Raw genomic sequence first — 26,535 nt, forward strand, 5'->3', positions numbered from 1 at the left:
GCTCCCCGTCTGGCTCCTTGGAATTTGCTAGTGGTGGAGAGGTCCGGTGACGCATGTGACCTCGCGAGGATGAAGACCGTGTGGATTTCACAAACGCGGCGCCCGAACTCCTCCTGTGAAGACCCAATCCCTCACAGGAGAGACCATGGAGTGGAACGGTAAGAGTGGCCTCGGACTGCTCGTCCATCGGGTGCGCAGTGGCGAGCTGGACCGGGAGGGTTTCCTCCTGGCGGCGGGGCAGGCGGGCGTCCCGGCGGAGCGCGCGGCGGAGCTGGCGGACGAAGCCCTGGCCGCCTGGGAGAATCAGCGCCGGCTGCGAGAGAACCCTCGTGAGTCCCATGACTTCATCGTGATTGGGGCGGGCTCGGCCGGGTGCGTGCTGGCCGCCCGGCTGTCCGAGGACCCGGCCAACCAGGTGCTGGTGCTCGAGGCCGGGGGCCCCGGCACGCACCCGGACGTGTTCATCCCCTCGCGGTGGCGGCACCTGCTCGGCACCGAGCTGGACTGGCGCTACCAGACGGTGCCCCAGAAACACGCCGCGGACCGGGTCGTCCCCTGTCCTCGCGGCAAGATGCTGGGAGGCTGCGCCAGCAACAACGCCAGTGTCTGGGCGCGGGGCCACCGCCTGGACTTCGACGGCTGGGCCGCCCAGGGCAATCCCGGCTGGGATGACGAGACGGTCCGCCGCGTCTTCAAGGACCTGGAGGACTACTCCGGTGGCGAGGACGAGTACCGGGGCGTGGGCGGCCCGCTGCGCATCTCCCGCGCGGTGGATCCGCATCCGCTCGCCCGGGCCTTCATGGAAGCCGCCCAGCAGGCGGGCCTCCCGACGACGCGCGACTACAACGGCGAGCGGATGGAGGGCGCGGGTTTCTTCGACCTGAGTGTCGCCGACGGCGAGCGCTTCAGCGTGGCCCAGGCCCTGCTCTTTCCGGCCATGCGCCGGCCCAACCTGACGGTGCTCACCCACGCCGAGGTGACGCGGCTGATCTTCGAGGGCCGCCGGTGTACGGGCGTGGAGTTCCGTCATGGCGGCCAGGTGCGCCGGGTGCGCGCCCTGCGCGAGGTGGTGCTGTCAGCCGGTGCCATCAACTCCCCGAAGATGCTGATGCAGTCCGGGGTGGGGCCGGCGGACGAGCTCCGCGCCCTGGGCATCCCCGTGGTGCTCGATCTGCCGGGCGTGGGCCAGGAGCTGCAGGATCACATCCTGGTGGCGGGCATCAATTACGAGAGCCGCATTCCCTTGCCACCGCCTCGGGGCAATGGCGCCGAGGCGACCTTGTGGTGGAGGTCCCAGCCGGGGCTCTCCCGCCCCGACATCCAACCCATCCTCCACCAGTTCCCCGTCGTCACCGACGAACTGGGTCCCCTGCCCGACAACGGCTACTCCATCATCCCCGGCCTGGTCCGTCCCGCTTCCCGGGGCCGCATGCGGCTGGCTTCCGCGGACCCCTCCGCTCCGCCAGTCCTCGACATGAACTACCTGGGCCACGAGGCGGACGTCGAGGCGCTGCGGGTCGCCGTCGAGCTGTCCCGAGAGCTGGGTGCTTCGCGCGCCTTCGACCGCTTCCGCAAGCGTGAGCTCATGCCCGGACCGCTCGGCCGCGCCGAGATGGTGGCGTGGATCCGCAAGGCGACCACCTGCTTCTTCCACCCCACCAGCACCTGTCGCATGGGCGTGGACGAGCGCTCGGTGGTGGACCCGCGGTTGCGCGTCCATGGCCTCGAGGGCCTGCGCGTGGCGGACGCGTCGATCATGCCGGAGATCACCTCCGGCCCCACCAATGCCCCCACCATCATGATTGGAGAGCAGGCCTCGCGCTTCATCCTTTCTCGAACCGATGCCAGGAGGAACAGGAATGGCTGAGACGACTTCGCAGGATCCCCGGATCCATGGTGCCCTGATGATGCCTTTCGCCAACGTGCGACACCTGTCGTACGCCGAGCAGTTGGAGGCCACTCGTCTTGCCGGCTTCGGCCAGCTGTCGATGCACCCCCACCAGGCTCGAGCCGAGCTCGAGCGCCGGACGGCGAAGGAGATGCTCGAGATGGCCGCCGACGCCGGCGTCGAGCTCACCCGGCTCGACCCGCTCAGCAACTGGAACCCGCTGTGGCTGCCCACGAACATGGATGCGCAGTACGTGCGAGACTTCGACATCCCGGCCTCGCAGTTCTTCGAGATCTGCGAGGCGCTGCAGATCCGTTATGCGAGCGTGAACGCCACCTTTGCCGCGGGCGTGTATACCCACGACGAGGTGGTCGAGCACTTCGCTGCCGTGGCCCGACGCGGTGCGGAGAGCGGTGTCATTCTCGATCTGGAGAATATGCCTATGTGGGGTGTGCGAACGGTCCGTGACGCCTGGTCGATCGTCGCCGACTCCGGGGATGCCGACGCGGGCATCGTCTTCGACACGCTTCACTATGTCCGCAGCGGATCGACGCCCGAGATGCTTCGCGAGGTTCCCGGTGAGCGCATCCACGTCGTCCAGCTCAACGACGGCCCGCTGTCACTGCCGCCCGGCGTGACGTTGGAGACCAACTGCTTCGAGCGCGACTGGCCGGGCGAGGGCGAGTTCCCGCTGGTCGAGCTCTTGCAGATCCTTGCCGAGAAGGACGCGCTGAGGCAGGTCAACCCGGAGATCTTCTCCCCGACGAACGACGGTCGGTCGCCCGCCGAGATCGCGCGGCTCTCCCGCGAATCGCTCCAGCGGACACTCGCCGATGCCGGTGTCGCCTGACGACGGCTCCCGTCCACCCAAGTGCGGTCGGCGCGCAGCTCCCCCAAGCGGGGGTAGAGCCGAAGCCGCAAGAGGCGAGCCCCGCGCCTGAGGCAGCAGCGAAGGCGGAAGGTTCGCGAGTCCGCCATTCCGCTCACCACGCGGCTGCTCATCAAGGAGCGCAGCACGCTGTGCTTCGTCGTCCACGCCCTGTCCGCGCTCACCTTCTTCGTGCGGCAACTGGCGCCTGCCTGCGCGGCTCCCCGCCGGGCCCGCCTGAGGATCTGAACGAGCGTGCCTGCTGTGGCCCGGCTCAGAAGCAACCCGTGAATACAGCCGCAACGAAGCGGAAGTGGCACGCCCGGGTCTCGCGGCTGCCACTTTCGCTGCGCTGATCCGAGCGCATGAAACGCGGAAAAGGAGCCCCTCGGCTGAAGCCTCGGCCGATGGAGGTGCTCCATGTCCTATCGTCCGAAAACCCGTGAGTTGATGAAGGCGCTCGCACGCCTGGGGTGCCGCGCCACCCCCCCGCGCGGGGGCTCCCACCAGAAGTGGACCACGCCCCGGGGGGCTGCGCTGACGGTGGTCATCTCCCACCCTGGCGCCGAAGTCTCCCGTACCGTCCTGAGTTCCATCCGGCGTATCCTTCGCCGGGAGCGCCTTCACCTCGACCTGGATGCCTCGTGAAAACGGGGGAATGGCGGCTTGCCAGAACCGCTTCGCTGCGCTGAGGCCTGGGATGTCTCAGGATGCTCGGGGTCGATAACACCCGGGCTTTCAGAGGTACAGCCCGGGGAAGGAGGACCATGAAGCGCAAATTCCGGCAGCCCCGGTGGCAGGGGCTCCTTCCCAGAAGCAGCGAGCTCCTCGGCGCGCTGGCGCGCCTCTGTGACTGGCAACCCACGCGCAGCGCCCGGGACCGCACCTGGCGCAAGTTCTGTCAGGGCGAGCACATCCAGGGCCGCACCCGCCGCGCCATCCTGGAGGAGATGGTGGAGAGCTTCGTCCGCAAGATAGACGCGAGCCTCCACGCACAGGGTGACACCCGCACGCTGGCGCAGGAGTCCGAGGCCCTCCTCGGCCTCCTGCTGAATCTTGCGGCCTGGTGGGACCATCTCTGCATGAGGCTCCAACACGCGCTGCCGGCCGAGCCCACCGTGTTCACGACCACGGTCGCGCTGCGGCTGGTTGTCGTGGAGCTGGCCATGCGCATCTCCGGCATGCTCCGGCTGAACCACACCACGATGCGCTATCCCCCTGACCTGGTCGATCGCCAGCAGGTGGAATCTCACCGCCTGCTCCTGTCGCACGCACTGCGCGAGGCGCTCAAGTCGGCGGGCATCACCCGCATGGCGCTCGCCGAAGCGTTGGACGTGACCAAGGAGGCGGTGGACCAGTGGCTGAAGGCCAAGGCAATCATCCCAGAGCACCGGGTGGATGACATCGCCCGGGTGATCGCCCAGAAGAAGGGCATGGACCTCACCGAGGTGAGTGACGACCTGCGCAAGGCGCGGCAGTTGTCCCTCGTGGTGAAACCGCTGGCGGACGTGGTCGGCAAGGACGAGCTGGGGCGACTCTTCATGTCCCTGCTGAAGCTGATAGCGGTGGCGCAGGGCACCTTGCTGGAGCGGACAGAGAGCCTCGCTGAGGAGGTGCGCGAGGACCTGATGTCCCAGCTGTTCACCGCCGGAGGGGAGTCCCCGCTGGGGCCGACGCTGCGCAGAGCCATGCTGGAGAAGTTCCCTGACGAGAGCTGGAAGCGCGTCATTGCCACGCCCTTGGGGAAGTGGGTGGAACTTCTGAGAGATGTTGCCGCGGTGGAGACCGTCTCGGCCCGAATCGAGCACTTCTTCAAGGGGCAGGGTTTCTCCGAATCTGCCGTGGCGAAGGAACTGCTCCATCAGTGGGTCCTCCTCCCCCGGGATAGCCCCTCGCACCCCTGGGCGCCGCTGTTCGCTTCACCTCTCGAAGAGAGAGCCCAGACCTATGTCGCGTGTCTCCAGCACGTCTTCCACACCCTGGCCGGGAAGGAGCTGACGCCGGAGGCCCTTCTAACCGTGGGCGTGCTCGCCCAGGTCTTCACTTTCGTGGGAAAGACCGCGAAGGAGGGGCTCAAGGCCGAAGCCGAAGCCTACCAGTGGCAATGCCAGGGCCTCTTCATCCAGGGGGGCCTGATTCAAGGGTGCAGGCATCTCAAGGAGGGGGCAAAGCCCGAAACCAAGCTCTGGTTCGGTCGCGTGCTCGAGGCCCTCAGGGCGCTCCCACCCGTCCCCCAGGAAGTCCCATCCGTCCCTCAAGACGTGCTGATGTTTCTTCGGAGGCTGAAGCGCATGCAGGAGGAGGTGGACTCGCGGAGGACATCGACCCTGGGGCCCCAGTCGTTCGCCGTATATGCTAGCGGCTCCGGTGCCCCTGTGCCGGGCGCTCATCGGCGCGGCGACGGCGTGAAGCCGCGCCGCCGCCGATGACCGCCCGGTCCACTCGCGGCGTCCTCTCCTTCAGCGGCTCCTTGCTGGCCGCTACCTGGGGCGCCTCGTTCGCCTCCTCCGCACCTGCTTGGGGGAGCCTCGGTCCCATTCACGTTGCGCGGAGGGCGCATCTCCAGGCGACTCCGTCAGCCCGTATTCCTCCACCAGCTTCTTGCAGCAGGCGTCACCGCGTGTGACCTTCCACCCATGTACATCCGCCACCTCAAGGTCGAGCACCTGAAGCGGCTCAGGAGCTTCGAGCTCGACTTCACGCACCGTGACCAGCCGCGCATGTGGACGGTGCTGATCGGAGAGAACGGAACGGCGAAAACGACGCTCCTCCAGGCCATCGCTCTGGCGGCGGCAGGATACAAGGAGGTGAGCGGGCTTGCGGGTTCAACCGTCAAGCACATGTCCGACCGGCGCGACGAGAGTCGCATGTCCATCGACGCGACGTTCTCGTTTGGCCCCATGTCGCTGAGGGGTGGCAAGGCGATCCACCCGCATCTGCCACCCACGAGCGGACACAAGCCGCGGGAGCCGCTCCTCCGCTCCCGGGTCAGTCTCGAGGCCGGCTCGACCTCGCTCGATGCCTCTGCCTTCTACGGCAGCAAGCCCTTGAAGCTGAAGGAGCAGCATTCCGACCCGCTCGCGGAGGCCCGTGCCATGAATACGCCCCTCTGGTTCGTCGCGGGCTACGGCATCTCGCGCGCGCTCCCTAATGCGCTCGAGATCCCCACCCTGGCGCGTCCTTCCATCGAGCGACTGGAGCCCTTGTTCCGGCAGATACAGCTCGTGTCGACCGGCTTCGCGAACCACTTCCTGCAGAAGGACCAGAAAGAGGGCCGCAGGCTCGGAGAGACATCACGCCAATTCAGTCGCATGCTGAATCAGGCGGTCCAGCTCGGAGGTGCAGATCTGTTCCCCAGCCTCGCGCGTCTCGAACTGCGGGGGAAGGGCGGCGCCCGCTCGAGCACCTCGCTCATCGAGAGCGACCGCTTCTACCAGGTGATGGCCAGGGGCCAGGCTCCGGTCGCGGTCGCGGGGGTAGCGCTCTCCCATGGCTACCAGTCGACCTTCGCGTGGATCGCCGACCTCATCGGCCATGTGCTGCTCGAATCGAAGACCGAACTCGACACGACCGACATGGAAGGTCTCGTCCTGATCGACGAGATCGACCTCTACCTGCACCCGACCTGGCAGGCAAGCTTCATCCCCGCTCTGCGCCGCGTGTTTCCCAACATGCAGTTCGTCGCGACCACACACTCGCCCGTCGTGCTCTCGTCGCTGGCTCCACACGAGGTCGTCCGGCTCGTCGTCGACGAGGAGACCGGCGACATCGTCCAGGGCGGCTGGTCGCGTGACGATGGGCGGTTCCACCCCGGCATCCAGGACACCGAGCTCCAGCCCGATCCACGCATCATGACGGGTGGAGAGCTGTACAGGACCTGGTTCGGGCTCGAGGGCACCACGCCCAATCCGATCGGGGAAAAACTGCGGCGTCTCCAGATCCTCTCGGCACACCCAGCCCCGTCGGCGGAGCAACAGAGGGAGTTGAAGAGATTGCGTGACGATGTTCGCAAGGAGTTCACCCAGCGCCTCGGAGCAGCCGAAGGAAAGAAAGCCTTCGAAGAGCTCAAGACGAATTGGGGGACCACTCGATGATCCGCATCGACCGGGGCGCAGAACCCAGGGGACTCAAGATCGCGGCGCCGAAGCGGCTGAGAGCCGCCGCGAAGGTCTTCAATCGGCACGGCGCTCCGTCGAAGGCCCTCACGAAGAAGTTGACCGGATACGGCACGGAGAAGACGAAGCAGGCGCTGTTCCTCGCTCAACACGAGAAGTGCGCCTGGTGCGAGCGCCACACGGATTTCAGTAGCGCGCCGGTCGAGCACTACCGTCCGAAGGACGGCGCCTGGAGGCATCTGCCGAAAGCGACGATGAAGCACGTCGACCAGGGCCACTATTGGTGGCTCACCTGGACGTGGTCCAACCTGCTGTTCTCGTGCGCACGGTGCAACGACAGAGCCCACAAGGCGAACTACTTCCCGCTGCGTCCCACGACAGTCCCCGCAGCCGTTCCCACCGCGCCTCTGCCGAACCCACCGACCTCGCCCATCGTCGATGTGTCTGGCGAGCAGGCCTTGCTGCTCGATCCGGCGGGGAGCGAAGACCCGCTCGACCACATCACGTGGCGACCCGGGTTCACACACCTCGACCGGCGTGAATGGATCTGGTCTCCCTTCGGTCTCACCGAGAAGGGCGAGGCGACGATCGAAATCCTGAAGCTCGAAGAGCTGGCCGGACGGGCACAGGGACACGTCATTGAGGCCCTGCTGCCAAGTATCGAGGAGGTCGAGCAACACCTGGATGCCAGCCGCATCCTGCAAGCGCGCCAGCGCTGGCAACGCTTCCTCAAGGACAGTCTCTCTCCCCGGGCGGAGTGGACCGCCTTCACGTGGCACGCACTCGCCTACCTCGTACCAGTCGCCTACAGGCTCCAGCACGGGCTTACCGCCCCCCCGAGGCCCGGCGCTCCCTAGACGCCTGACGACGGCTCCCGTCCACCACGTCTTCTCGTCCCGTCTCCATCTGGAGCGCAGGACCGGCACGCTCGTCGCCCCCTGCCTCGCCCCTGAGGAGAGCGCGGCCTGAGCGGGCGTGTGCCCAAAGAGGGCTGTACGGCCTCTCCACCGGCCCTATGCGTCTTGTTTTGGATTGACGGTTAGAGCGGAGCCATGGCTCATGTGATGCGGTCGGCGCGGCTCACCGTTCACAACGGCCAGGCGCGCACTCCTCCTGAGCGGGACCGATTCCTCACAGGAGAGACCATGGAGCACGACGGCAAGGGCGGCCTCGGACTGCTCGTTCACCAGGTGCGCAGCGGCGAACTCGATCGGGAGGGCTTTCTGCGCGCCGCCCGGGAGGCAGGTGTCACGGAGGAGCGGGCGGCGGGACTGGCGGACGAGGCCCTGGCTGCCTGGGAGAACCAGCGCCGGCTGCGAGAGAACCCTCGCGAGGCCTATGACTTCATCGTCATCGGCGCGGGCTCGGCTGGCTGTGTGCTGGCCGCCCGGCTCTCCGAGGACCCGGCGAATCAGGTGCTGGTGCTCGAGGCCGGGGGCCCCGGCACGCACCCGGACGTATTCATCCCGTCGCGCTGGAAGCAGCTGCTCGGCACCGAGCTGGACTGGAACTACCAGACGGTGCCCCAGCGACACGCGGCGAATCAGATCGTCGCCTGCCCTCGCGGCAAGATGCTCGGAGGCTGCGCCGCCAATAACGCCAGCGTCTGGGTGCGCGGCCACCGCCTGGACTTCGAGGGCTGGGCCGCTCAGGGCAACCCCGGGTGGGATGACGAGACGGTCCGCCGCATCTTCAAGGAGCTGGAGGACTACTCCGGCGGCGAGGACGAGTACCGGGGCGTAGGCGGCCCACTGCGCATCTCGCGCTCGACCGATCCCCATCCCCTGGCGCTGGCCTTCATCGAGGCCGCTCAGCAGGTCGGCATCCCCACCACCCGCGATTACAACGGCGCGCGGATGGAGGGCGCGGGCTTCTTCGATCTGAGCGTCGCCAACGGCGAGCGCTTCAACGTCGCCCGTGCCCTGCTCTTCCCGGCCATGAGCCGGCCCAACCTGACGGTGCTCACCTACGCGGAGGTCTCACGGCTCATCTTCGAGGGCCGCCGATGCACCGGCGTGGAGTTCCGCCACGGAGGCCAGGTGCGCCGGGTGCGCGCCACCCGCGAGGTGGTGCTGTCAGCCGGGGCCATCAACTCGCCCAAGATGTTGATGCAGTCCGGCGTGGGACCCGCGGACGAGCTCCGAGCCCTGGGCATCCCCGTGGTGCTCGACCTGCCCGGCGTGGGCCAGGAGCTGCAGGACCACATCCTGGTGGCCGGCGTCAATTACGAGAGCAGCGTCCCCCTGCCCCCGCCCCGAGGCAATGGCGCCGAGGCGACCTTGTTCTGGCGCTCGCACCCAGGGCTCTCGCGCCCCGACATCCAGCCGATCCTCCACGAGTTCCCCGTCGTCTCCCCCGCGCTCGGCCCGCTGCCTTCCAACTGCTACTCCATCATCCCCGGCCTGATCCGCCCGGCCTCCCGGGGAAGCATGCGGCTCGCCTCCGCCGACCCCTCCGCCCCGCCCATCCTCGACATGAACTACCTGGGCCACGAGGCGGACGTCGAGGCGCTGCGGATCGCCGTCGAGCTGAGCCGGGAGCTGGGCGCCTCGCGCGCCTTCGACGGGTTCCGCAAGCGCGAGCTCATGCCCGGACCGCTCGGCCGCACCGAGATGGTGGAGTGGATTCGCAAGGCGACCACCTGCTTCTTCCACCCCACCAGCACCTGCCGCATGGGCGTGGACGAGCGAGCAGTGGTGGACCCGCGGCTGCGCGTCCATGGCCTCGAGGGCCTGCGCGTGGCGGATGCGTCGGTCATGCCGGAGATCACCTCCGGCCCCACCAACGCCCCCACCATCCTCATTGGCGAGCAGGCGTCGCGCTTCATCCTCGCGACGCGAAATGACTGACCGTCACATCCGCGTCCGGCGCTCTCTGACAGACCAACACACGGCAACAACAGGAGACGAGATCTTGAATCAAGACATGTCACGAACCTGGATCGTCAATGCGGCCCTGCCCGTCCACTATCAGGTGCGGGTGGTTGACGGCTTGCTCGACCCCAACAACCGGACGCTGCTGGAGGCAGGCGCCACGCAACGCTCCGGCACCATCCGCAGGCTCGTGGTGATCGACGCCCTGGTGGACCGCCTCTATGGGGTCCAGCTCCGCCACTACTTCCAGCACCACGGCGTGAAGTACCAGATCCTCGCGCTGCCCATCTCCGAGACGGACAAGACCATGGAGTCCGTCTTCTCCGTGGTGAAGGCCATCAACGAGTTCGGCATCGCGCGCCGCCACGAGCCCATCATCGCCATTGGCGGCGGGGTGCTCATGGACATCGTCGGGCTCGCCGCGAGCCTCTACCGCCGCAGCACGCCGTACGTGCGGGTCCCCACCACGCTGATCGGCCTCGTGGACGCCGGCGTGGGCGCGAAGACGGGAGTCAACCACTCCTCGCACAAGAACCGGCTCGGGACGTACTTCCCCGCCAAGGACACGCTGCTCGATCGGAGCTTCCTGCGCACGCTGGACACCCGGCACATCGTCAACGGCCTGGCGGAGATCCTGAAGATCGCCCTCATCAAGGATCGGACCCTGTTCGAGCTGCTCGAGCGCTACGGCACCACGCTCATCGAGGAGCGCTTCCAGGGAAGGACTCCCGAGAGCGATCAAGCGGCGAAGCAGGTCATCGATCGGGCCATCACGGGGATGCTCGAGGAGCTGGAGCTGAACCTGTGGGAGCACAAGCTGGAGCGAGTGGTGGACTACGGCCACACGTTCAGCCCCACCGTGGAGATGCTGGCGCTGCCGGAGCTGCTGCACGGCGAGGCGGTGAACATCGACATGGCGCTGACCACGGTCATCTCCGCGCAGCGCGGGTTGATCAACCTCGAGGAGCGGGATCGCATCTTCTCGCTCATGCGCAAGCTGGATCTCCCCGTGTACCACCGGCTCTGCGAGCCCACGGTGCTGGAGGAGGCCCTGGCCGACACCGTCCGTCACCGTGACGGGCTCCAGCGGCTGCCGCTGGCCATCGGCATCGGCGCGGCGTGCTTCGTCAACGACGTCCAGCCCTCCGAGCTGCGCGAGGCGATCTCCACCCTTCGAGAGCTGGACTCCGACTCGCAGCTCACACTGGAGGCCGCTCATGCGTGAGGGGTTGATCATCGGAGACCTGGAGGATCCCTCCGTGGTGTACGGCGTGCACGGCACCGCGGGGCTCTCCCAGTGGAAGTGCCTGGCGCGGCGAGCCGGACTGCACGGCTCGTGGGAGGCGGTCGAGTGGGCCTGGATTCCCCCGGGCGGTATCAGCGGGGAGCACGTGCACACGCGCACCGAGGAGATCTACTTCATCCTCTCGGGCCGCGGAGAGATGACGCTTAACGGGAAGCGGCACCCGGTGGGCCCCGGCAACCTCATCCTGACGGGGCTCGGCACGAAGCACGGCCTGCGCAACGTCGGCGACGAGGGCCTGGGCTGGCTGGTGATCGAGGTGCTGAGCCCGGCCACCGCGGCGGTGTTGCGCGGCTCGGCGCCCTCGGACGTCCCCGGCACAAACGAAACCCAACGAGGAGGAAACGACGTGACGAACGCCGTGGTTCTCAACCTGCGACAGACCTACGAAGTCAATCCACGCACCGTCTTCACCGGCCCCCTGCGCAGCATCCGCCTGGTGGACCTGAAGCCCGGGCAGCGCGCGGAGCTGTCCGCGGAGGGCGAGGAGTACACCCTGTTCGCGCTCCGCGGCTCCGGGGAGATCACCTCGGGTGAGGCGACCGTCCCCCTGAAGTACGGCGTCTCCGTCACGCTGCCGCTGGGGACCGGCATGGCCGTCACCGCCGGAGAGGACGGGCTGGAGTACTTCCTGGCGAGCCTCGAAGTACCGGGGGGTGGAGCGCGATGATCATCTCCACCATCGACAGGACCTCCAGCACGCGCGAGCGAGACGAGGAGATCCGATGGCGCTCGCTGGCCCGGCGCGGGATGTTGCATTCCGAGTGCGAGTCCTTCGATTACGTGCGGCTCGCGCCGGGCACCGAGTTCGCGCTCCGAGGCCGTGAGGGCACCGAGAGCGCGTGGTTCGCCCTCGCCGGCACGGGGCAGCTCCTGGAGCCGAACCCTGAGTCCAAGGGGCGCCCCATCGTGACGGGAGACCTGGTGCTCCTGCCCGCTGGCTCGGAGATGCGCCTCGCCAGTGGGGCCAACGGGCTGGAGCTGCTCTGGCTCTCCGTGATGCCCCGCGCCATTTCCCAATCCCTTCCCATGAGGAGACCCGTAGCATGAGTGCAATTCAACCGAGAACCTGGCCGGAAGGCACGATGAGCGCGGTGGCCATCACGGCGCCGGGACGTGTCGAGCTCACGAGGATTCCGATCCCAGGCCCCCGGCCAGACGAAGTGCTGATCCGCCCCTCGTATGTCGGGCTGTGCGGCACGGATCTGGAACTGCTGCACGGCAAGGCCTCGTACCTCCAGGATGGCCGAGCCCAGTTCCCGCTGGTGTTCGGCCACGAGTGGTGCGGCCAGGTGGTCGCCGTGGGCGAGGACGTGAAGGGCATCACGGTGGGCAACCGAGTCGTGGGCCAGACCATGGTGCCCTGCGGGCTGTGCCGGATGTGCCAGCGCGGCCAGCGGCAACACTGCGAGCGGCTGGTGGAGGTGGGCCTCTACGGGCTGCAGGGCGCCGCGGCCGAGTACATCCGCATGCCGATGCGCTCGCTCACCGTGTTGCCGGATGCCCTCTCTGACCTGAGCGCCGCGTTCATCGAGCCGGCGGTCACCGTGGTGGGAGGCTTCGACAAGGCCGGCTGCGGACTGGAGGATGAGGTCGCGGTGGTGGGCACGGGGACGATCGGCCTGCTCGCCGTGCAGCTCGCCTCGCGGATGGCGCGGAGCGTGGATGCGATTGGCATCGACGAGGCGGGGCTGAAGCTGGCCGCTGCCTGCGGGGCTCGGCGCACGCTGCGGCCGGATCAAGCCCGGAACGGCTCGTACTCACTGGTCATCGAGGCCTCCGGCTCCTCGCGCGCGTTCATGCGGAGCATCGAGCTCGCAGAGACCGGTGGCCGGGTGGCGGTGGTCGGCGTGGCGAATGATCCGGTGGCGGGCTTCGCTCCCGGCGAGCTCGTCCTGCGAGGGATCGATCTCCTCGGCATCCGGCACGGCCTGGACTACTACGACCGGACGATCCAGCTCTTCGTGGACGGGGTGCTGGATGCGAAGCCGCTGATCGCGGGAGTGCTGCCTCCGGAGCAGGCCGAACGCGCCTTCGAGATGCTCGAGCACGGCCGCTCGGGTCCTCCCAAGGTGCTGCTGAACTTCAACAACGATCGGAGGGAGTCATGATCCGGCGAACCGTCGCGGCTTGGAATGAGTCCGCGCGGCAACGGACCGCGGGCGTGCAGTGGCTGGTCAACCGAGAGCTTGTCCCGGAGGCGCTCGGGATGCTGATGGTCCAGGAGCTGTCCGGGGGCGCCAGGTTGCCGCCGCACAGCCTGCCCGGGGCCGAGTCGGTCACCTTCCTGCTGTCAGGCAAGGGAGATTGGCTCGCGGACGGGAGCGCCTGGCAGCTGACTCCTGGCGAGGGCGTGTTCAACCCGCCAGGGACCCGCCGCGCCTTCGAGACCGAGAAGGACCGGAACGCGGTGCTCCTGGTGGTGTACGGAGGCACCAACGATCCTCGGAACGCGTTGCCCCACGCGGTGAACGGTGGCGGGTGCGGCTGCCGCATCTCCCGGACGGCGGACCACGGCAAGCACAGCCCCCTGGGCGAGGCCGGTGGCTTCATCGACATGGGCGTGCACTGGCTGGCGACCTCGCAGACGGTCGGCACGCGCTCGGTGGTCGTTGCCACCTCGACGTTCACCCCAGGAGGCAGCCACCAGCTCCATCGGCACCCGAATGCCGATGAGTTCTTCCTGGTGCTGCAAGGGGGCGGACAACACCTCACGAAGGACGGCCCGGTGCGGTTGAACCCGGGTGACCTGGCCTACATCCCAGCCGGCGAATGGCACGGGTTCCAGACCGATCCCGGCGTCACCACCCGGACCGTCTACGGCTACCTGGGCGCGGGGAGCCTCGCCCAGGCTGGCTACGAACTGCTGGAGGAAGAGACATGAACTCGCGTATCGCCATCGTGACCGGAGCCAGCTCCGGCATCGGCAAGGCCACCGCCATCGCCCTGGCTGAGAAGGGCTTCGATGTGGGGATCGGCTACAACTCAAACACCGAGGGCGCCCGGCAGGTCGCGGCGGAGGTGGAAGCGTATGGCGTGCGCGCCCTGCCCTTCCGCATGGATCTGACGAACCCGACGGCCGCGGCGGACGCGGTGGAGCGGGCGATCAGCGAGCTGGGCGGCGTGGACGTCTTCGTGAACAACGCCGGCGTCAACCGCCGCGCCTCGTTCCTCGAGGAGACACCGGAGGACTGGCAGCGCATCCTCACCATCAACACCACGGGCCCCTTCTTGTGCGCCCAGGTGGCGGCGCGGCGCATGGTGGCGCAGGGGCGTGGCGGGCGCATTGTGAACGTGACGTCCGTGCACGAGCTGGTGCCCATCCTGGGTGGCTCCTCCTACTGCGCCTCCAAGGGCGCGCTGGGCCTGCTCACCAAGGTGATGGCGCTGGAGCTGGCGAAGCACGGCATCTCCGTCAACGCGATCAGCCCGGGAGAGACGGCCACGCCCATGAACGGCGTCCCCGAGAGCCGTGACGCAGCGGAGATCTCCCGGCCTGCGATTCCCCTCGGCAGGCCCGGACGCTCCCGCGAGGTCGCGGCGATCATCGCCCACCTGGCGGGGCCGGACGCCGCCTACATCACGGGCATCACCCTCACCGTCGATGGTGGCCTGCTGTTGATGAGCGCCATCCCCAACCAGGAGTACGCGGGCCGCTCTTGATCACATCCGGGCCGCGAGGACTCCATTCCAGACACAGGAGAAGAAACATCCATGAGCCGTACCACCAAAGGCATTCCCGGCGCGCTCGCTGTCCACCACGTCGCCGAAACCGTTCCCAACCTCGATCAGGCGGTCAACTTCTTCGTCAATGTCCTCGGGGCCGAGCTGCTGTACCGGATTGGCCCCGTCGAGGACAAGACGGGCGATTGGATGACCCGCCAGCTCAACGTGCACCCACGCGCCTCGACGCACATCGCCATGCTCCGGTTCGGGCCCTACACCAACCTCGAGCTGTTCGAGTACACCGCGCCCGGTCAGCGGCAGCAGCTCCCACGCAACAGCGACTGGGGCGGCCACCACCTGGCGATCGGCGTCGAGAACGTGGATGCCGCGGTCGACTACCTCCGCTCCGTGCCCGGCGTGAAGATCCTCGGCGAGGCGCAGACCATCACCGAGGGGCCCATCGCCGGAGACCGCTGGGTCTACTTCCTGACCCCGTGGGGCATGCAGATGGAGGTCCTCCACATGCCCAAGGGCATGCCCTACGAGAAGGACACGAACGCTCGCCTGTTCGATCCCAGTGAACCCTGGGACTCTCGGTAAAACCACCTGGGCCACGGCAGTGCGGTGCTCCCACCGCCTGCCCGGCCTCTTGGTGAAAAACCGTCATTCGGTGGACAATCGCCTCTCTGGCGCCGCTCGTGAGCATTGACTCCCCGCGAGTGCCGCCACGTAGCCATGGCGAACACCACGACCCTCGAGCCTCCCCCCTCCCCCAAGCCCTTCGAGCCTCGAGGACGGGTCCGCCTGTCCTCGGCGGGCCGCTGGATCCTGGCACGGCTGGACGCCCTGCTCTCGGAGTCCCTGCGTCAGGCGGCTCCTTCGGAGCGCACCCGCTACCGGCTCATGGTGGGTGCCGCCTGCTTCCTGACCGTGGCCAACACGCTGTTCATGCTGCGGGCCTTCCAGGTACACACCATCCCGTACGCGGCCTTCATCGCCGGCAGCGGCTTCCTGGGGACGCTGGTGCTGGCACGCAGGGCCCGCACGTCCACCGCACCGGCGATGCTCTTGTTGGTGGCCCTGAGCATCGGGCTGGTGGGGTCCATCTTCGTGAACAAGAAACCCACCGGCGGCGAGCATGCCGTGAACATGCTGCTGCCCCTCCTCTCCGTGTACCTGGTGGGGCCGCGCCTGGGGCTGTCCATCACCCTCCTGGTGTTCGCGACAGTGGGACTGGCCCACCCGTACTACCGGTTGCAGGTCGGCATTGATCCCAGCGCCTTCACCGCCGGGAACATCTGGTTCGGCCACGTCTTCGCGGGTATCTGCATCCTGGGCGCATGGGGGCTGAGCGCGCTGCACAGCACCGCGCGCAACGCCGCGCAGGCCTCGCTCGAGCGGACGCTGAGGGAGCTCCGGGACAGCGAGAGCAGGCTCAACAGCATCCTCGAGAGCACCGACGACATCGTGGTCTCGGTGGACCGTGAGGGGCGCATGCTCACCGCGAACTCGGCCGCGAAGCTCGCCTACCAGCGCGCGGGCATCGCGATCGAGCCGGGGCTGTCGCTCTTCCATCATGAGACGCCCGAGAGGCGCGCGGAATGGGAGGCACGGCTGGCCCAGGTGCTCCAGGGCAAGCGCCTGCGCATCGAGCAGCTGTATGGGGAAGAGGGCGCCCGCATCGTGATGGACGTCAGCCTGCATCCCATTGTGGCAGTGGACGGCCGGGTGGTGGGCGTGACGCTCTTCGGCCACGACGTCACCGCCCGCCGGGAGGCCGAGACGCGGCTGGGGGAGATGCACCGCACCCTGGTGGACGTCTCGCGCCAGGCGGGCATGGCCGAGGTCGCCACCGGCGTGCTCCACAACGTGGGCAACACCCTCAACAGCGTCAACATCTCCACCAGCCTCGTCACCGAGCAGCTGCGCAAGTCCCGCATCACCGGCCTGGCCAAGGCCACCCAGCTCCTGCGCGAGCACCTCTCTGACATCCCCTCCTTCTTCGCCCAGGATCCGCAGGGCCAGAAGCTCCCGGCCTACCTCATCGCCCTGTCGGATCAGCTTCAGGAGGAGCGCGACGGCATGATCCAGGAGATGCACGCCCTGGGTGAAAGCCTCGAGCACATCAAGTCCATTGTCAGCATGCAGCAGAAGCACGCGCGGGCCGCGGGAGCCGTGGAGCAGATCTCCGTGCCGCAGCTCATCACCGAGGCGCTGCGCCTGCACGCCGTCTCCTTCGAGCGCCTGGGCATCCGCGTGGAATGTCACTACGACGAGGTGCCCCCCATCTACGTGGATCGGCACAAGCTGTTGCAGATCCTCATCAACCTGATGGGCAACGCGCGGCATGCGCTGGTGGCGAGCCCGAAGCAGGACAAGCGCCTGGACATCTACGTCCGGTGCTCGCCCGCGGGGGAGCTGCAGATCGAAGTGGCCGACAACGGCGTTGGCATCGCTCCGGAGAACCTGGGTCGCATGTTCACTCAGGGTTTCACCACCAAGAAGACGGGGCATGGCTTCGGCCTGCACATCAGCGCCCTGGCTGCCGCGGAGATGAAGGGCCGGCTCACTTGCAGCAGCCCCGGCCTCGGGCAGGGCGCCACGTTCACCCTTGAGCTACCGATGGCAACCCAGCCTTGAGGTGGGTGGGCCGCGTCACACGGCCCAGCTACGATGCGCCCCGCCTCAACCGGGTGCCTGACGGCTCCTCGCCGCGGGCGCCCGTTCTCACTCCGTACACAGGGCAAGGGAAAGCACACATGGGCATGCTGAAGAACAAGGTCATCCTCGTGACCGGCGCGAGCTCGGGTATTGGCTGGGCAACGTCGATCGCGCTCGCCGAGGCGGGAGCCCGCGTCGTCGCGAGTGCGCGGCGCGAGGCGAAGTGCCGTGAGCTCGTCGCGCTCATCAAGGAGCGGGGCGGCGAGGCCACCTGGGTGAAGGCGGACATGACGGTCGAGCGCGATATCGAGGGGCTCGTCCAGACAGCCCTCTCTACGTATGGCCGGCTCGACGGTGCCTTCAACAACGCGGGCGGCGGCATCATGAAGCCGTTCATCGAGACGACCAACGAGGAGTACGACTTCCTCATGAACACCAACCTCCGCGGAGTCTTCTGGTGCATGAAGCACCAGCTCAAGGCCATGCTCGCGGGCGGCGGAGGCGCCATCGTCAACTGCGCCTCGGTAGGCGCCTGGCGGGCCGTTCCCGGCGTCTCCATCTACAGCGCGACCAAGGCCGCCGTCGTCTCGCTCACACGCGGCGCCGCGGTCGAGTACGCGCAGCAGGGCCTCCGCATCAACTCGGTGAGCCCCGGCGTCATCGAGTCGGAGATGGCCACCGAGGGCTGGCGGCTCGATGATCCCCAGGGGCGTGCCTTCGCCGCGGGGATCCACCCGATGAACCGCGTGGGGGCTCCCGAGGAGGTGGCCTCGCTCGTCGCCTACCTCCTCAGCGACAAGGCCTCGTTCATCACCGGCCAGGACTTCGCGGTGGATGGCGGTCTGACCGCGACGGGTGTCTCGCCCCTCGCGCTGAAGCAGGCGGGCTGAGCCTGCAATCCCCTCCAGCGACTCGGGGGCGGTGAGGTCGGTGCCTCGCCTGCCCCTCTTGCAAGGGTTTCCTGATTGGCAATCGGCCCTGGCATCCCCAGCCTGTGGGCATGAGAGCGCTGACCTATGAAGGACCCTACCGAGTCGCAATCAGGAACAAGCCCGAGCCGAAGATCGAGCATCCCCAGGACGGCATCATCCGCGTGACGAGCGCCGCCATTTGCGGCTCCGATCTCCACCTGCTGCACGGGCTCATCCCGGATACCCGCATCGGGTTCACCTTCGGCCACGAGTTCACGGGGATTGTCGAAGAGGTGGGCCCCGGCGCCCAGGGGATCAAAAAGGGCGATCGGGTGATGCTGCCCTTCCAGATCTTCTGTGGTGGCTGCTACTTCTGCACTCGAGGCCTCACCGCGTGCTGCGACAACACCAACCCCGCGACGGACGCGGCGACGGGTATCTACGGCTACTCACACACGATGGGTGGCTATGACGGCGGCCAGGCCGAGTATGTCCGTGTCCCCTTCATCGGTGTGGACGCTGAGAAAATTCCAGACGATGTCGATGACCTGGACGCCCTACCCATCACGGATGCCTTCACCACCGGCTATCAGGCGGCGGAGATGTGCAACCTCCGAGGGGGCGAGACCGTCCTGGTGCTCGGGTGCGGCCCGGTCGGCCTGTTCGCGATGTGGTCGGCCTGGGCGATGGGTGCCGGCCGAGTCATCGCCGTCGATCACATCGACTACCGCCTCGAGTTCGCGAGGAACTGGTTTGGCGTCGAGACGCTCAACTTCAAGGAGCTCGATCTCGTCACCACGGTGAAGGGGATGACGGAAGGCAGAGGCGCCGACGCGACCATCGATGCTGTCGGCTGCGAGGCGGCGGGCTCGCCGGTGCATCGCGCGCTCGGCGTCTACGGGAAGCTGGAGGCCGGTTCGCCGCAGGCGATCAACTTCGCGATCCACGCGACGCGCAAGGGAGGAACGATCTCCCTCATGGGCGGCTATGGCCCTCCGTACAACGGCGTCGACATCGGCACCTTCATGAACAAGGCGCAGACGATGCGCACCGGCCAGGCCAGCGTGAAGCGCTACATGCCGCACCTGCTCGAGCACGTCCGGGCTGGACGGATCAAGCCGAGCAAGGTCTTCACACATCGGGTGCCGCTGGAGCAGGCCCCCCAGGCCTACCACACGTTCGCCCAGAAGAAGGACGGCTGCATCAAGGTGGCGCTCTTCCCCAATGGAACCCTTCACTAGAACGGAGACCCTGATGAAGCCCACGCCAGAGGTGACCACACCGGAGACGATTCAGCGGCGCTCCGGGTACCAATCCCTTCAGCCCGTGATGAGGCCGGACTACTGGGGCGTTGACCTGGACCCCTCCCGCCGGCCGGGTGTCCCGATGATGCAGGAGAACCCGCAGCCGTTTCCGAATACGCGCTACCCTCCGGAGCGCCAGCCCGGTGAACCGGCGTCGCCCCTGCACGGGCGCCCCAACAAACAGATGCCACCTGTGTTTGGCACCTCCGTCCCGCTGCGCGGGCTCTCCGGGGCGATCCGCAAGCTCGCCTACTCGTACCCGGACCACTATCCGCGCCACTGGCTGTTGATGATGCTGGGCGACCGGGTCGACTCGTGGAGCTACAACGCACGGAGGTACCTGCCGGTCGCGCTGCCCATCGCAGCCGCCCTGCTCCTCCTCCGACGCGTGCGCGATTGAGGTAGCGCACGGCTGTCGCCCTCCGGGGCCACGGCAGCTACGTGGCTCCGGACTGGACGGCGGACTGGGTTGTCACACTTCGATCGGGCCTCGTCCATCTGGGGCATGAAAACCCCATGGCGCACGATGTGTCCCGGAACGTTCGGCGAACTCGTCCAAGGGCGGATCGCGAAACGAAACTTCCTGGTGACCCTGCCGATCTCGAAGTTCTCGAGGGTCACCATCCCGCAGTCGATGAAGGAGGCCCGGCCGAGCCTCGCGTTCTCTAAATGCGATCGGTTTATCGAGGCCTTGGGCCAGCTGCTCGGCCGCTCTTTGAGCTGTCAGTTCTCGATCGAGTCGCAGCTCGCTCGCGGCAAGGGACTCGCCTCGAGCTCGGCCGACCTGACGGCCGTCGGCACGGCGCTGCTGCACTCCCTGGAGATCGACGCCTGTTTCCACTCCTCGCTCATCTCGCGGGCCGCGGCCCAGGTCGAGCCCACCGACGGCGTGATGTATCCGGGCATCAATGCCTACGCCCAGCACGAGTGCCAGTTGATCGAGAACTTCGGCTCCTTCGATTTCGAGCTCGCGGGCGTGCTGCTCGAGAACGAGGTCGACACCGTCAGCTACAACTCGAAGTCGCTCGCCTACACGGCCCAGGAGGAAGCCAGCTTCGAGCTCGCCTTCGGCTGGGCGCGTGAGGGCATCCGGAACAAGGACCTGTCGCTGGTGGGACGCGCCAGCAGCCTGAGCGCCGAGATCAACGAGCGCTTCTTGCCGAAGCGCGAGTTCAAGAGGGCCAGGTTGCTTCAAGCCAGGCTCGGTTCGCCTGGCCTGGTGGTGGCGCACTCAGGCACGGCGATCGGGCTGCTGGTTCCTCAAGGGGCATCCGCTGGCGAAAAGGCGCGCATGACGGGCGAGCTGCAATCGCTTTACGGGCTGCCTGCTGAGATCTACTCGACCTGGATGGCGGGGCCGCAGCTGCTCAGCCGCCCGCAGCGGCAGCTCGGCTCGCCGGTCATCTACCTGCGCGGCAAAAACCGTGTCGTGCAGGCTTCGCGCGTCCCCCAGCTCTCGTTCGGCACGGTGCTGATGGGGGCGGCTGGCGAGTTCGAAGGCTTCGCGATCGACGGTAACTCGAGCGTCGAGCAGCTCGCGCTCGCGGCCGAGCAGGTGCGCCAGGTCTTTGGAGACGTCGAGATCGAGACGAGCCATGCTTGCTGAGGGGCTCGACACGGCTGCCGTGATCAGACGCCTCGAGTCGGTCTGCCGGCAAGAGACCCCGCTTCGCCAAGACCACCGGGATCCGAACACCTACCTCAAGTTCGAAGGCGGTGGGATGATCTATGGGCACAAGTTCCGCTCGGCGGCGTACCTCTTGATCAAGGCGCTGAGCGCGGGCCAGCGGGTCTCACACGTCGCCGACCGAAGCTCGGGCTCCTGGGCCATGGGCCTGGCGTGGGCCGCGCGCGTGGCGGGGGCCACGAGCTCCTTCGTCACCGTGGGCGACCCCCATCCGTACATCCGCCAGTTCGTGGAGTCCGTCGGCGGGTGCTTTCACGTCGTCGACAACAACGCGGCCCGGCTCGCGAAGCTCGATGAGCTGCGCAGCTCGGGCATCTGGGTTCCCGACCAGCACAACAACGTCGCGGTGATCGAGGCCTTCGAGAAGAGCCTCGGGCCCGAGCTGGCCCGCCAGTTCAGGGAGCATCAGCTCGCGCCCGACTATCTCGTGGCGCCTGTCGGAACGGGCGGCTTGCTCGCTGGCTGCGCGAGATATCTTCGCGCGCACGGCGCGAAGCTCACGACCGTCGGCGTCGACTTGAGCTCGAGCCTGGTGCACGAGGGCACGCGGCACTTCAAGTATCCGCACGCGAAAGTGCGCGGCGTGGGCTCTGACGACGAGTACTGCGAGACGCTCATCACCTCGCGAGAGCAGATCGACAGGATCGTGCCGCAAAGCCCTTTCCAGGCCTGGAAAGAGATGCTCGCGCTCGTTCAGGAGTTTCCGTGCAGCGTCGGCATGAGCGGTGGGCTCGCGCTGGCGGCGGCGTCGCAGCTGCGTCGCGAAGTGGGGCCCGACAAGAAGATCGTCGTCATCCTGCCCGACCGGGGCGAGACCTACGCCGAGGAGCTCAGAGCCGCGCGCCTGGTGTTCGGGCGCGCCCCCCTCCGTTTCCAAGAAGGAGCATGAGCATGCTGGAATTCGCCTTTCTCCCCAAGGTGATCGCCGTTCACACGTCGGCCACCATGAGCCCTGGACCGAACTTCGCCCTGGTCTTCAAGGTCGCGACCGAGCGAGCCAACAAGCTCTCGAGCTATGCCACCGCGCTTGGCGTGAGCGTGGGCATCCTGATTCACGCGAGCCTCGCGCTGTTCGGCGTGAACCAGATGCTGAGCTCGCATGAGGGCGCCATGCTCGTGCTCAAGGCCGTCGCGGCGCTGTACCTGCTCTATCTGGGCTACCTCTCGCTCAGGTCGGCGCAACGAATCTTCACGGGCCCGAAAGACGTGGGCGCGAGCGCATTGAACCCACGAGCCGAGGCCGGGCACGAGAGCTTCCAGAAGTACTTCTGGGCGGGCTTCACCAACTGCCTCTTCAACCCAAAGGCGTTCTTGTACTTCGTCACGGTGCTGCCTCAGGGCCTGACGCATACGCTGAGCGCTTATCAGGCGTCGATCACGCTGCTGCTCCTTGGATCGATCACCCTGGCCTGGTTCAGCCTGGTCTCGCTCTTCTTCCGGCTGCCCGCGATCCAAGCGCGCATTCAGCGGTTCCGGCTGGCGGTGAGCGGATTCACGGGGGTGTTGTTCGTGTACCTGGCGGCGACGTTCATCGTCGACCTCGCGCGACATCTGTAGGTGTGCTCTTGACGCGAACTTGAAACGGGAACACTGTGTTCGCGTTTCGTGTTCAAGGATCAGGAGGTCATCTCATGGCCAGATTGGGTAGTCTCGCCCGTCTCGACGGCGTGGCGCAGGCAGAGCTGGTGGCCCGTGGCGAGCTCAGCGCGGCTGAGCTGCTCGAGGCGTGCGCGGAGCGCATCGAGGCGCTGAACCCGCTGCTGAACGCAATCCCCGCGGTGGATCTCGAACGGGCTCGCGCGGTGAGGCCCCCAGCGGGCCCGTTCTCGGGAGTGCCGTTCCTGGTGAAGGACGTGACGCCCTACCCGGGCCTGCGCTGGTCGGTTGGCTCGAGGCTGTTCGCGACCCACGTTGCTCCGCAGGGCACGCCGTACAGCACGCGGCTGGACGAGGCGGGGCTGGTCACGGTGGGCAAGAGCGCCACCTCCGAACTTGGCCTGCTCGGCAGCACCGAGACGCTCCTGGACGGCGTCACCCACAACCCATGGGATCTCTCGGTCTCGGCCTCGGGCTCGTCTGGAGGCGCGGCTGCGGCCGTGGCCGCCGGGCTGGTGCCGCTCGCGCACGCAAGTGACGGGGGCGGGTCCGTGCGCGTCCCCGCTTCGGTGTGCGGGCTGTTCGGGCTCAAGCCGAGCCGCGGGCGGTGCGTGCCGGCCAGCCTGGGCACCTCGGACTTCGGCGCGCTCACCAGCGAGCACTGCGTCAGCCGCTCGGTGCGTGACAGCGCGCTGCTCCTGTCCCTCACCGAGGCGCAGGACGCCGGCCTCCCTCCCGTCGGCTACGTCCGGGAGCCAATCGCCCGGCGCCTGCGCATCGGGACGTGGACCCGCACGACAATGGGAGAGGAGCCCGAGCCCGCGGTGCGCCGCGCCTACGACGAGGCGGTGGCGCTCTGCGTATCGCTCGGACACGACGTGGAGCCGGTGGTACCGCCCGCGCTCGATGGCCCCGCGCTCGGGGACGCGTTCTTCCTGGTGGCGGGCGCCATGGTCGCCGGGGTAGTCGGGATGATAGGACAGCTGCGCGGACGGCCGGTGGAGCGCCACGAGCTCGAGCCGTTCAGCTGGGCGCTCGCCGAGGAGTTCCAGCGCCGAGGACCCGACGCGATCGCCGGGGCGCGTGCGCAGTTCGCGACCAGCGCGGAGCGCTACCTGGCGGCCGTGGCTCGCTACGATGTGGTGCTCACCCCTACCCTCGCCACCGTGCCGTGGCGGCTCGGGCACCTCTCGCCCGTGCTCCCGAGGGAGGAGCTGCTGCGCCGCACGGCGCACGCCGTGGGGTACACGCCCATCCACAACATCGCGGGCTGCCCGGCCATGTCGGTTCCCCTCCACTGGACGGACGAGGGGCTTCCGATCGGCATCCACTTCGCCGCGGCCCCGGGGGGCGACGCCCTGCTGCTCGGCCTCGCCTACCAACTCGAGGCCGCGCGGCCGTGGCATCATCGGTGGGCACCCTACTCGTATCCCCGGCTGTTCGACGCCTGATGCCCCAGGTACTCAAAGACGACGTACGCGAGCGCATCCTCGTCTCCGCGCTCCAGGTGTTCGCGGCGCACGGCTACATCGGCGCGACCATGACGGCCATCGCGGAAGGCGCCGGGCTCGGGACCGCGAGCCTGTACCGCTACTACGCGAGCAAGGGGGAGCTGTTCGACGCGGTCGTGACGCCCGCTCTGGCGGAGCGTTTCGAAGCGCTGCTCGAGCAACGCGTGCGCGCGCTCGCGCAGGTGGCGCTGAGCGACGCGTCACGGCCCGTGGATGACCACGGCGAGGAGATGCTCCGCTTCTGGGTGGAGAACCGGCTCGCGGTGGTGGTGCTGCTCGACCGCGCCGAGGGCACGGCCTATGCGCACTACGGCGAGCGCTTCGTCGAGCAACTGGTCTCCGCCTCGCTCGCGCAGATCCGCGCCACCCACCCGGGCGTGCGCGTGAGCACGACCGCGCGCTTCGTGCTCACCCGCATCTTCGAGAACACCCGTCGCATGCTGGCCGCCATCCTCGAGGAGCACGAGAGCGAGCGTGCGCTGCGCGAGGCCATCGAGGGTTTTTGGAGCTACCAGATCCCGGGCCTCCGCGGCTTCGCTGCGTGGGTGCACGGGCAGTCCTGAGGGCAGGCGAGACACCCCAGGCAAAAAAATGCGTCTGTCAGGTCCGCGCGGCACCCGCCGTCAATCGGGATACGGAGTTCCTGCATCCCACTCTTTCGCGCCCGGCCGACGAGGCCCTACACGCCCCAACGCATTCTGACTGCCGAGGTCGCGGGTTCGAATCCCGCCGGGTCCACTCTCATGGGCCCGTAGCTCAGATGGTAGAGCACGAAGACGGCTTCCTCACTCGGGCGCGAATCTTTTCGGTAGTACCAGAGGGCGGCTCCCTGTCACGGGGGGCCGCCCTCCTCTTTTGTGCACTGAATGGCCCCTGGCTCCTGCCGTGGGCGTCGCGGCACTTTCCGGCTAAGGAATCCGGGAGCGCCGAGAGGCGCTGACGACAGAGGGACGAGCCATGCACACAGCGAAGCGGAAGGCATTGATCATCGGAGGGGGCCTGGGTGGCCTGACGGCGGCGATCGCCTTGCACCAGCGGGGCTGGCGGGTGGAGGTTTTCGAGCAAGCGCCGCAGCTCCGGGAGGTGGGCTCGGGGCTGATGCTCTCCCCCAATGCCATGCGGGTCCTCTTCGGGCTGGGGCTGCGTCACGTGGTGGAGCGAGGGGTCGAGGTAACGCAGGCGGAGATGTGCACGTGGCGGGGGTCGGCGCTGATGAAGGAGCGAGTGGAGGAGCTGCCCTGCGAAGGGGCACCACCCGTGCTCTTCCACCGGGCAGCCGTGCATGGCGCCCTGAATGAGGCGCTGGGTGGCGAGATTCCGGTACACCTCGGAGCGCGACTGGCCCGCTTCGAGGAGAACGGGGCCGGGGTGGTGGCGCACTTCGAGGACGGACGGGAGGCGCGGGGCGAGCTGTTGGTGGGGGCGGATGGGTTGCGCTCGGCGGTGCGTGCGCAGCTGCACCCTGGGGAGCCCTTGCGCTATGCCGGCCATCCCTGCTGGCGCGGACTGGCGCGTGGCTTCGAGCACCCGGGACTGCCACGGGGGATGCTGCGCGAGACGCAGGGCCGTGGGGCTCGCTTCGGCATGGGTCATGTGCGCGAGGACGTCGTTTACTGGTGGGCCACTGCCGATTGGCCGCAGGGACAGCCTGTCCCGGGGAGCGACAAGGCCTTCCTGCAAGGGGTCTTCCGGACGGCCCATGCGCCCATCCCGCAGCTCATCGCCGCCACGGATGAGGCGGACCTGCTGCGCAACGATCTCCTCGATCGACCGCCGCTCGAGCAGTGGGGACGGGGCCGGGTGACGCTGTTGGGGGACGCGGCGCACCCCATGATGCCCAACCTGGGGCAAGGGGCGTGCTCGGCCATCGAGGATGGGGGCGTGCTGGCCCAGGTGTTGAGCGGAACGGAGGACATCGAGCGCGGCCTGCGGGACTACGAGGCCCGGCGCCGGGAGCGTACCGCTTGGTTGCAGAGGACCTCGTGGCGCTTCGGCGTCATCGGCCAGTGGAAGCACCCGCTCGCTGTCTGGATGCGAGAGCAGTCCATCCGGCTGGCCCCGGCGCATGTCATGCGGCGGCAGTACGAACAACTCTGGGGCTGGCGGCTAGAGACGGACCGGTAGTGTGCGTAAGGCTCCCTGCGGGCAAGCG

24 protein-coding genes are annotated in these 26,535 nt (G+C 67.8%); all 24 read left to right on the top strand.

The features are described 5' to 3' along the window. Positions 1-145 precede the first annotated feature (145 nt). Positions 146-1,867, top strand: a complete 1,722-nt coding sequence (locus F0U60_RS26850) for a GMC family oxidoreductase (protein ID WP_395803579.1) — start codon at positions 146-148, stop codon at positions 1,865-1,867. Then, entirely contained in the window at positions 1,860-2,738 is an 879-nt protein-coding gene (locus F0U60_RS26855; RefSeq protein ID WP_395803581.1) for a sugar phosphate isomerase/epimerase family protein, read from the top strand. The genes F0U60_RS26850 and F0U60_RS26855 overlap by 8 nt, the downstream gene beginning before the upstream one ends. 438 nt (positions 2,739-3,176) lie before the next feature. Next, positions 3,177-3,404, top strand: coding sequence for a type II toxin-antitoxin system HicA family toxin (locus F0U60_RS26860; RefSeq protein ID WP_395803583.1), 228 nt, complete (start codon positions 3,177-3,179; stop codon positions 3,402-3,404). Between the two features lie 119 nt (positions 3,405-3,523). After that, positions 3,524-5,185 carry a hypothetical protein gene (locus F0U60_RS26865; protein ID WP_395803585.1) on the top strand — a complete coding sequence of 554 codons (1,662 nt, stop codon included), beginning with the start codon at positions 3,524-3,526 and terminating at the stop codon, positions 5,183-5,185. A gap of 207 nt (positions 5,186-5,392) precedes the next feature. Further along, positions 5,393-6,850: an AAA family ATPase gene (locus F0U60_RS26870; protein ID WP_395803587.1), complete on the top strand. Its 1,458-nt coding sequence runs from the start codon at positions 5,393-5,395 to the stop codon at positions 6,848-6,850. Next, positions 6,847-7,728 carry an HNH endonuclease gene (locus F0U60_RS26875; RefSeq protein ID WP_395803589.1) on the top strand — a complete coding sequence of 294 codons (882 nt, stop codon included), beginning with the start codon at positions 6,847-6,849 and terminating at the stop codon, positions 7,726-7,728. The genes F0U60_RS26870 and F0U60_RS26875 overlap by 4 nt, the downstream gene beginning before the upstream one ends. Before the next feature lie 195 nt (positions 7,729-7,923). Beyond that, positions 7,924-9,720: a GMC family oxidoreductase gene (locus tag F0U60_RS26880; RefSeq protein ID WP_395803591.1), complete on the top strand. Its 1,797-nt coding sequence runs from the start codon at positions 7,924-7,926 to the stop codon at positions 9,718-9,720. Positions 9,721-9,796: 76 nt separating this feature from the next. Then, entirely contained in the window at positions 9,797-10,969 is a 1,173-nt protein-coding gene (locus F0U60_RS26885; protein ID WP_395803593.1) for a sedoheptulose 7-phosphate cyclase, read from the top strand. Further along, positions 10,962-11,717: a cupin domain-containing protein gene (locus F0U60_RS26890; RefSeq protein WP_395803595.1), complete on the top strand. Its 756-nt coding sequence runs from the start codon at positions 10,962-10,964 to the stop codon at positions 11,715-11,717. Before F0U60_RS26885 ends, F0U60_RS26890 begins: the two co-directional genes overlap by 8 nt. After that, positions 11,714-12,097: a hypothetical protein gene (locus F0U60_RS26895; RefSeq protein WP_395803597.1), complete on the top strand. Its 384-nt coding sequence runs from the start codon at positions 11,714-11,716 to the stop codon at positions 12,095-12,097. The genes F0U60_RS26890 and F0U60_RS26895 overlap by 4 nt, the downstream gene beginning before the upstream one ends. Next, positions 12,094-13,158, top strand: a complete 1,065-nt coding sequence (locus F0U60_RS26900; protein WP_395803599.1) for a zinc-binding dehydrogenase — start codon at positions 12,094-12,096, stop codon at positions 13,156-13,158. The genes F0U60_RS26895 and F0U60_RS26900 overlap by 4 nt, the downstream gene beginning before the upstream one ends. Continuing rightward, positions 13,155-13,931, top strand: a complete 777-nt coding sequence (locus F0U60_RS26905) for a cupin domain-containing protein (protein WP_395803601.1) — start codon at positions 13,155-13,157, stop codon at positions 13,929-13,931. The genes F0U60_RS26900 and F0U60_RS26905 overlap by 4 nt, the downstream gene beginning before the upstream one ends. Continuing rightward, positions 13,928-14,710 carry an SDR family oxidoreductase gene (locus F0U60_RS26910; protein WP_395803603.1) on the top strand — a complete coding sequence of 261 codons (783 nt, stop codon included), beginning with the start codon at positions 13,928-13,930 and terminating at the stop codon, positions 14,708-14,710. Before F0U60_RS26905 ends, F0U60_RS26910 begins: the two co-directional genes overlap by 4 nt. A gap of 51 nt (positions 14,711-14,761) precedes the next feature. Beyond that, positions 14,762-15,313, top strand: coding sequence for a VOC family protein (locus tag F0U60_RS26915; RefSeq protein WP_395803605.1), 552 nt, complete (start codon positions 14,762-14,764; stop codon positions 15,311-15,313). Between the two features lie 135 nt (positions 15,314-15,448). Further along, complete coding sequence (locus tag F0U60_RS26920; RefSeq protein ID WP_395803607.1) at positions 15,449-17,353, top strand: nitrogen regulation protein NR(II); 1,905 nt, start codon at positions 15,449-15,451, stop codon at positions 17,351-17,353. A 119-nt stretch (positions 17,354-17,472) separates the two neighbouring features. Further along, positions 17,473-18,264, top strand: coding sequence for a glucose 1-dehydrogenase (locus F0U60_RS26925; protein WP_395803609.1), 792 nt, complete (start codon positions 17,473-17,475; stop codon positions 18,262-18,264). 110 nt (positions 18,265-18,374) lie between these two features. Then, positions 18,375-19,526, top strand: a complete 1,152-nt coding sequence (locus F0U60_RS26930) for a zinc-dependent alcohol dehydrogenase (RefSeq protein WP_395803611.1) — start codon at positions 18,375-18,377, stop codon at positions 19,524-19,526. A gap of 13 nt (positions 19,527-19,539) precedes the next feature. Further along, positions 19,540-19,989, top strand: coding sequence for a hypothetical protein (locus F0U60_RS26935; RefSeq protein ID WP_395803613.1), 450 nt, complete (start codon positions 19,540-19,542; stop codon positions 19,987-19,989). A gap of 105 nt (positions 19,990-20,094) precedes the next feature. Then, a complete protein-coding gene (locus tag F0U60_RS26940; RefSeq protein ID WP_395803615.1) occupies positions 20,095-21,195 on the top strand; it encodes a hypothetical protein in 1,101 nt (366 codons plus the stop codon). A gap of 19 nt (positions 21,196-21,214) precedes the next feature. Then, positions 21,215-22,165, top strand: a complete 951-nt coding sequence (locus F0U60_RS26945) for a pyridoxal-phosphate dependent enzyme (RefSeq protein WP_395803617.1) — start codon at positions 21,215-21,217, stop codon at positions 22,163-22,165. Further along, positions 22,162-22,833: a LysE family translocator gene (locus F0U60_RS26950; protein WP_395803619.1), complete on the top strand. Its 672-nt coding sequence runs from the start codon at positions 22,162-22,164 to the stop codon at positions 22,831-22,833. Before F0U60_RS26945 ends, F0U60_RS26950 begins: the two co-directional genes overlap by 4 nt. Positions 22,834-22,907: 74 nt before the next feature. Next, a complete protein-coding gene (locus F0U60_RS26955; RefSeq protein ID WP_395803621.1) occupies positions 22,908-24,323 on the top strand; it encodes an amidase in 1,416 nt (471 codons plus the stop codon). Beyond that, on the top strand, positions 24,323-24,946 hold the full coding sequence (locus F0U60_RS26960; RefSeq protein WP_395803623.1) for a TetR/AcrR family transcriptional regulator: 624 nt from the start codon (positions 24,323-24,325) through the stop codon (positions 24,944-24,946). The genes F0U60_RS26955 and F0U60_RS26960 overlap by 1 nt, the downstream gene beginning before the upstream one ends. Before the next feature lie 394 nt (positions 24,947-25,340). Further along, positions 25,341-26,507: an FAD-dependent monooxygenase gene (locus tag F0U60_RS26965; protein ID WP_395803625.1), complete on the top strand. Its 1,167-nt coding sequence runs from the start codon at positions 25,341-25,343 to the stop codon at positions 26,505-26,507. Positions 26,508-26,535 lie beyond the last annotated feature (28 nt).

The organism is Archangium minus (assembly GCF_044360475.1).
GTDB classification, from domain to species: Bacteria; Myxococcota; Myxococcia; order Myxococcales; family Myxococcaceae; genus Archangium; species Archangium minus.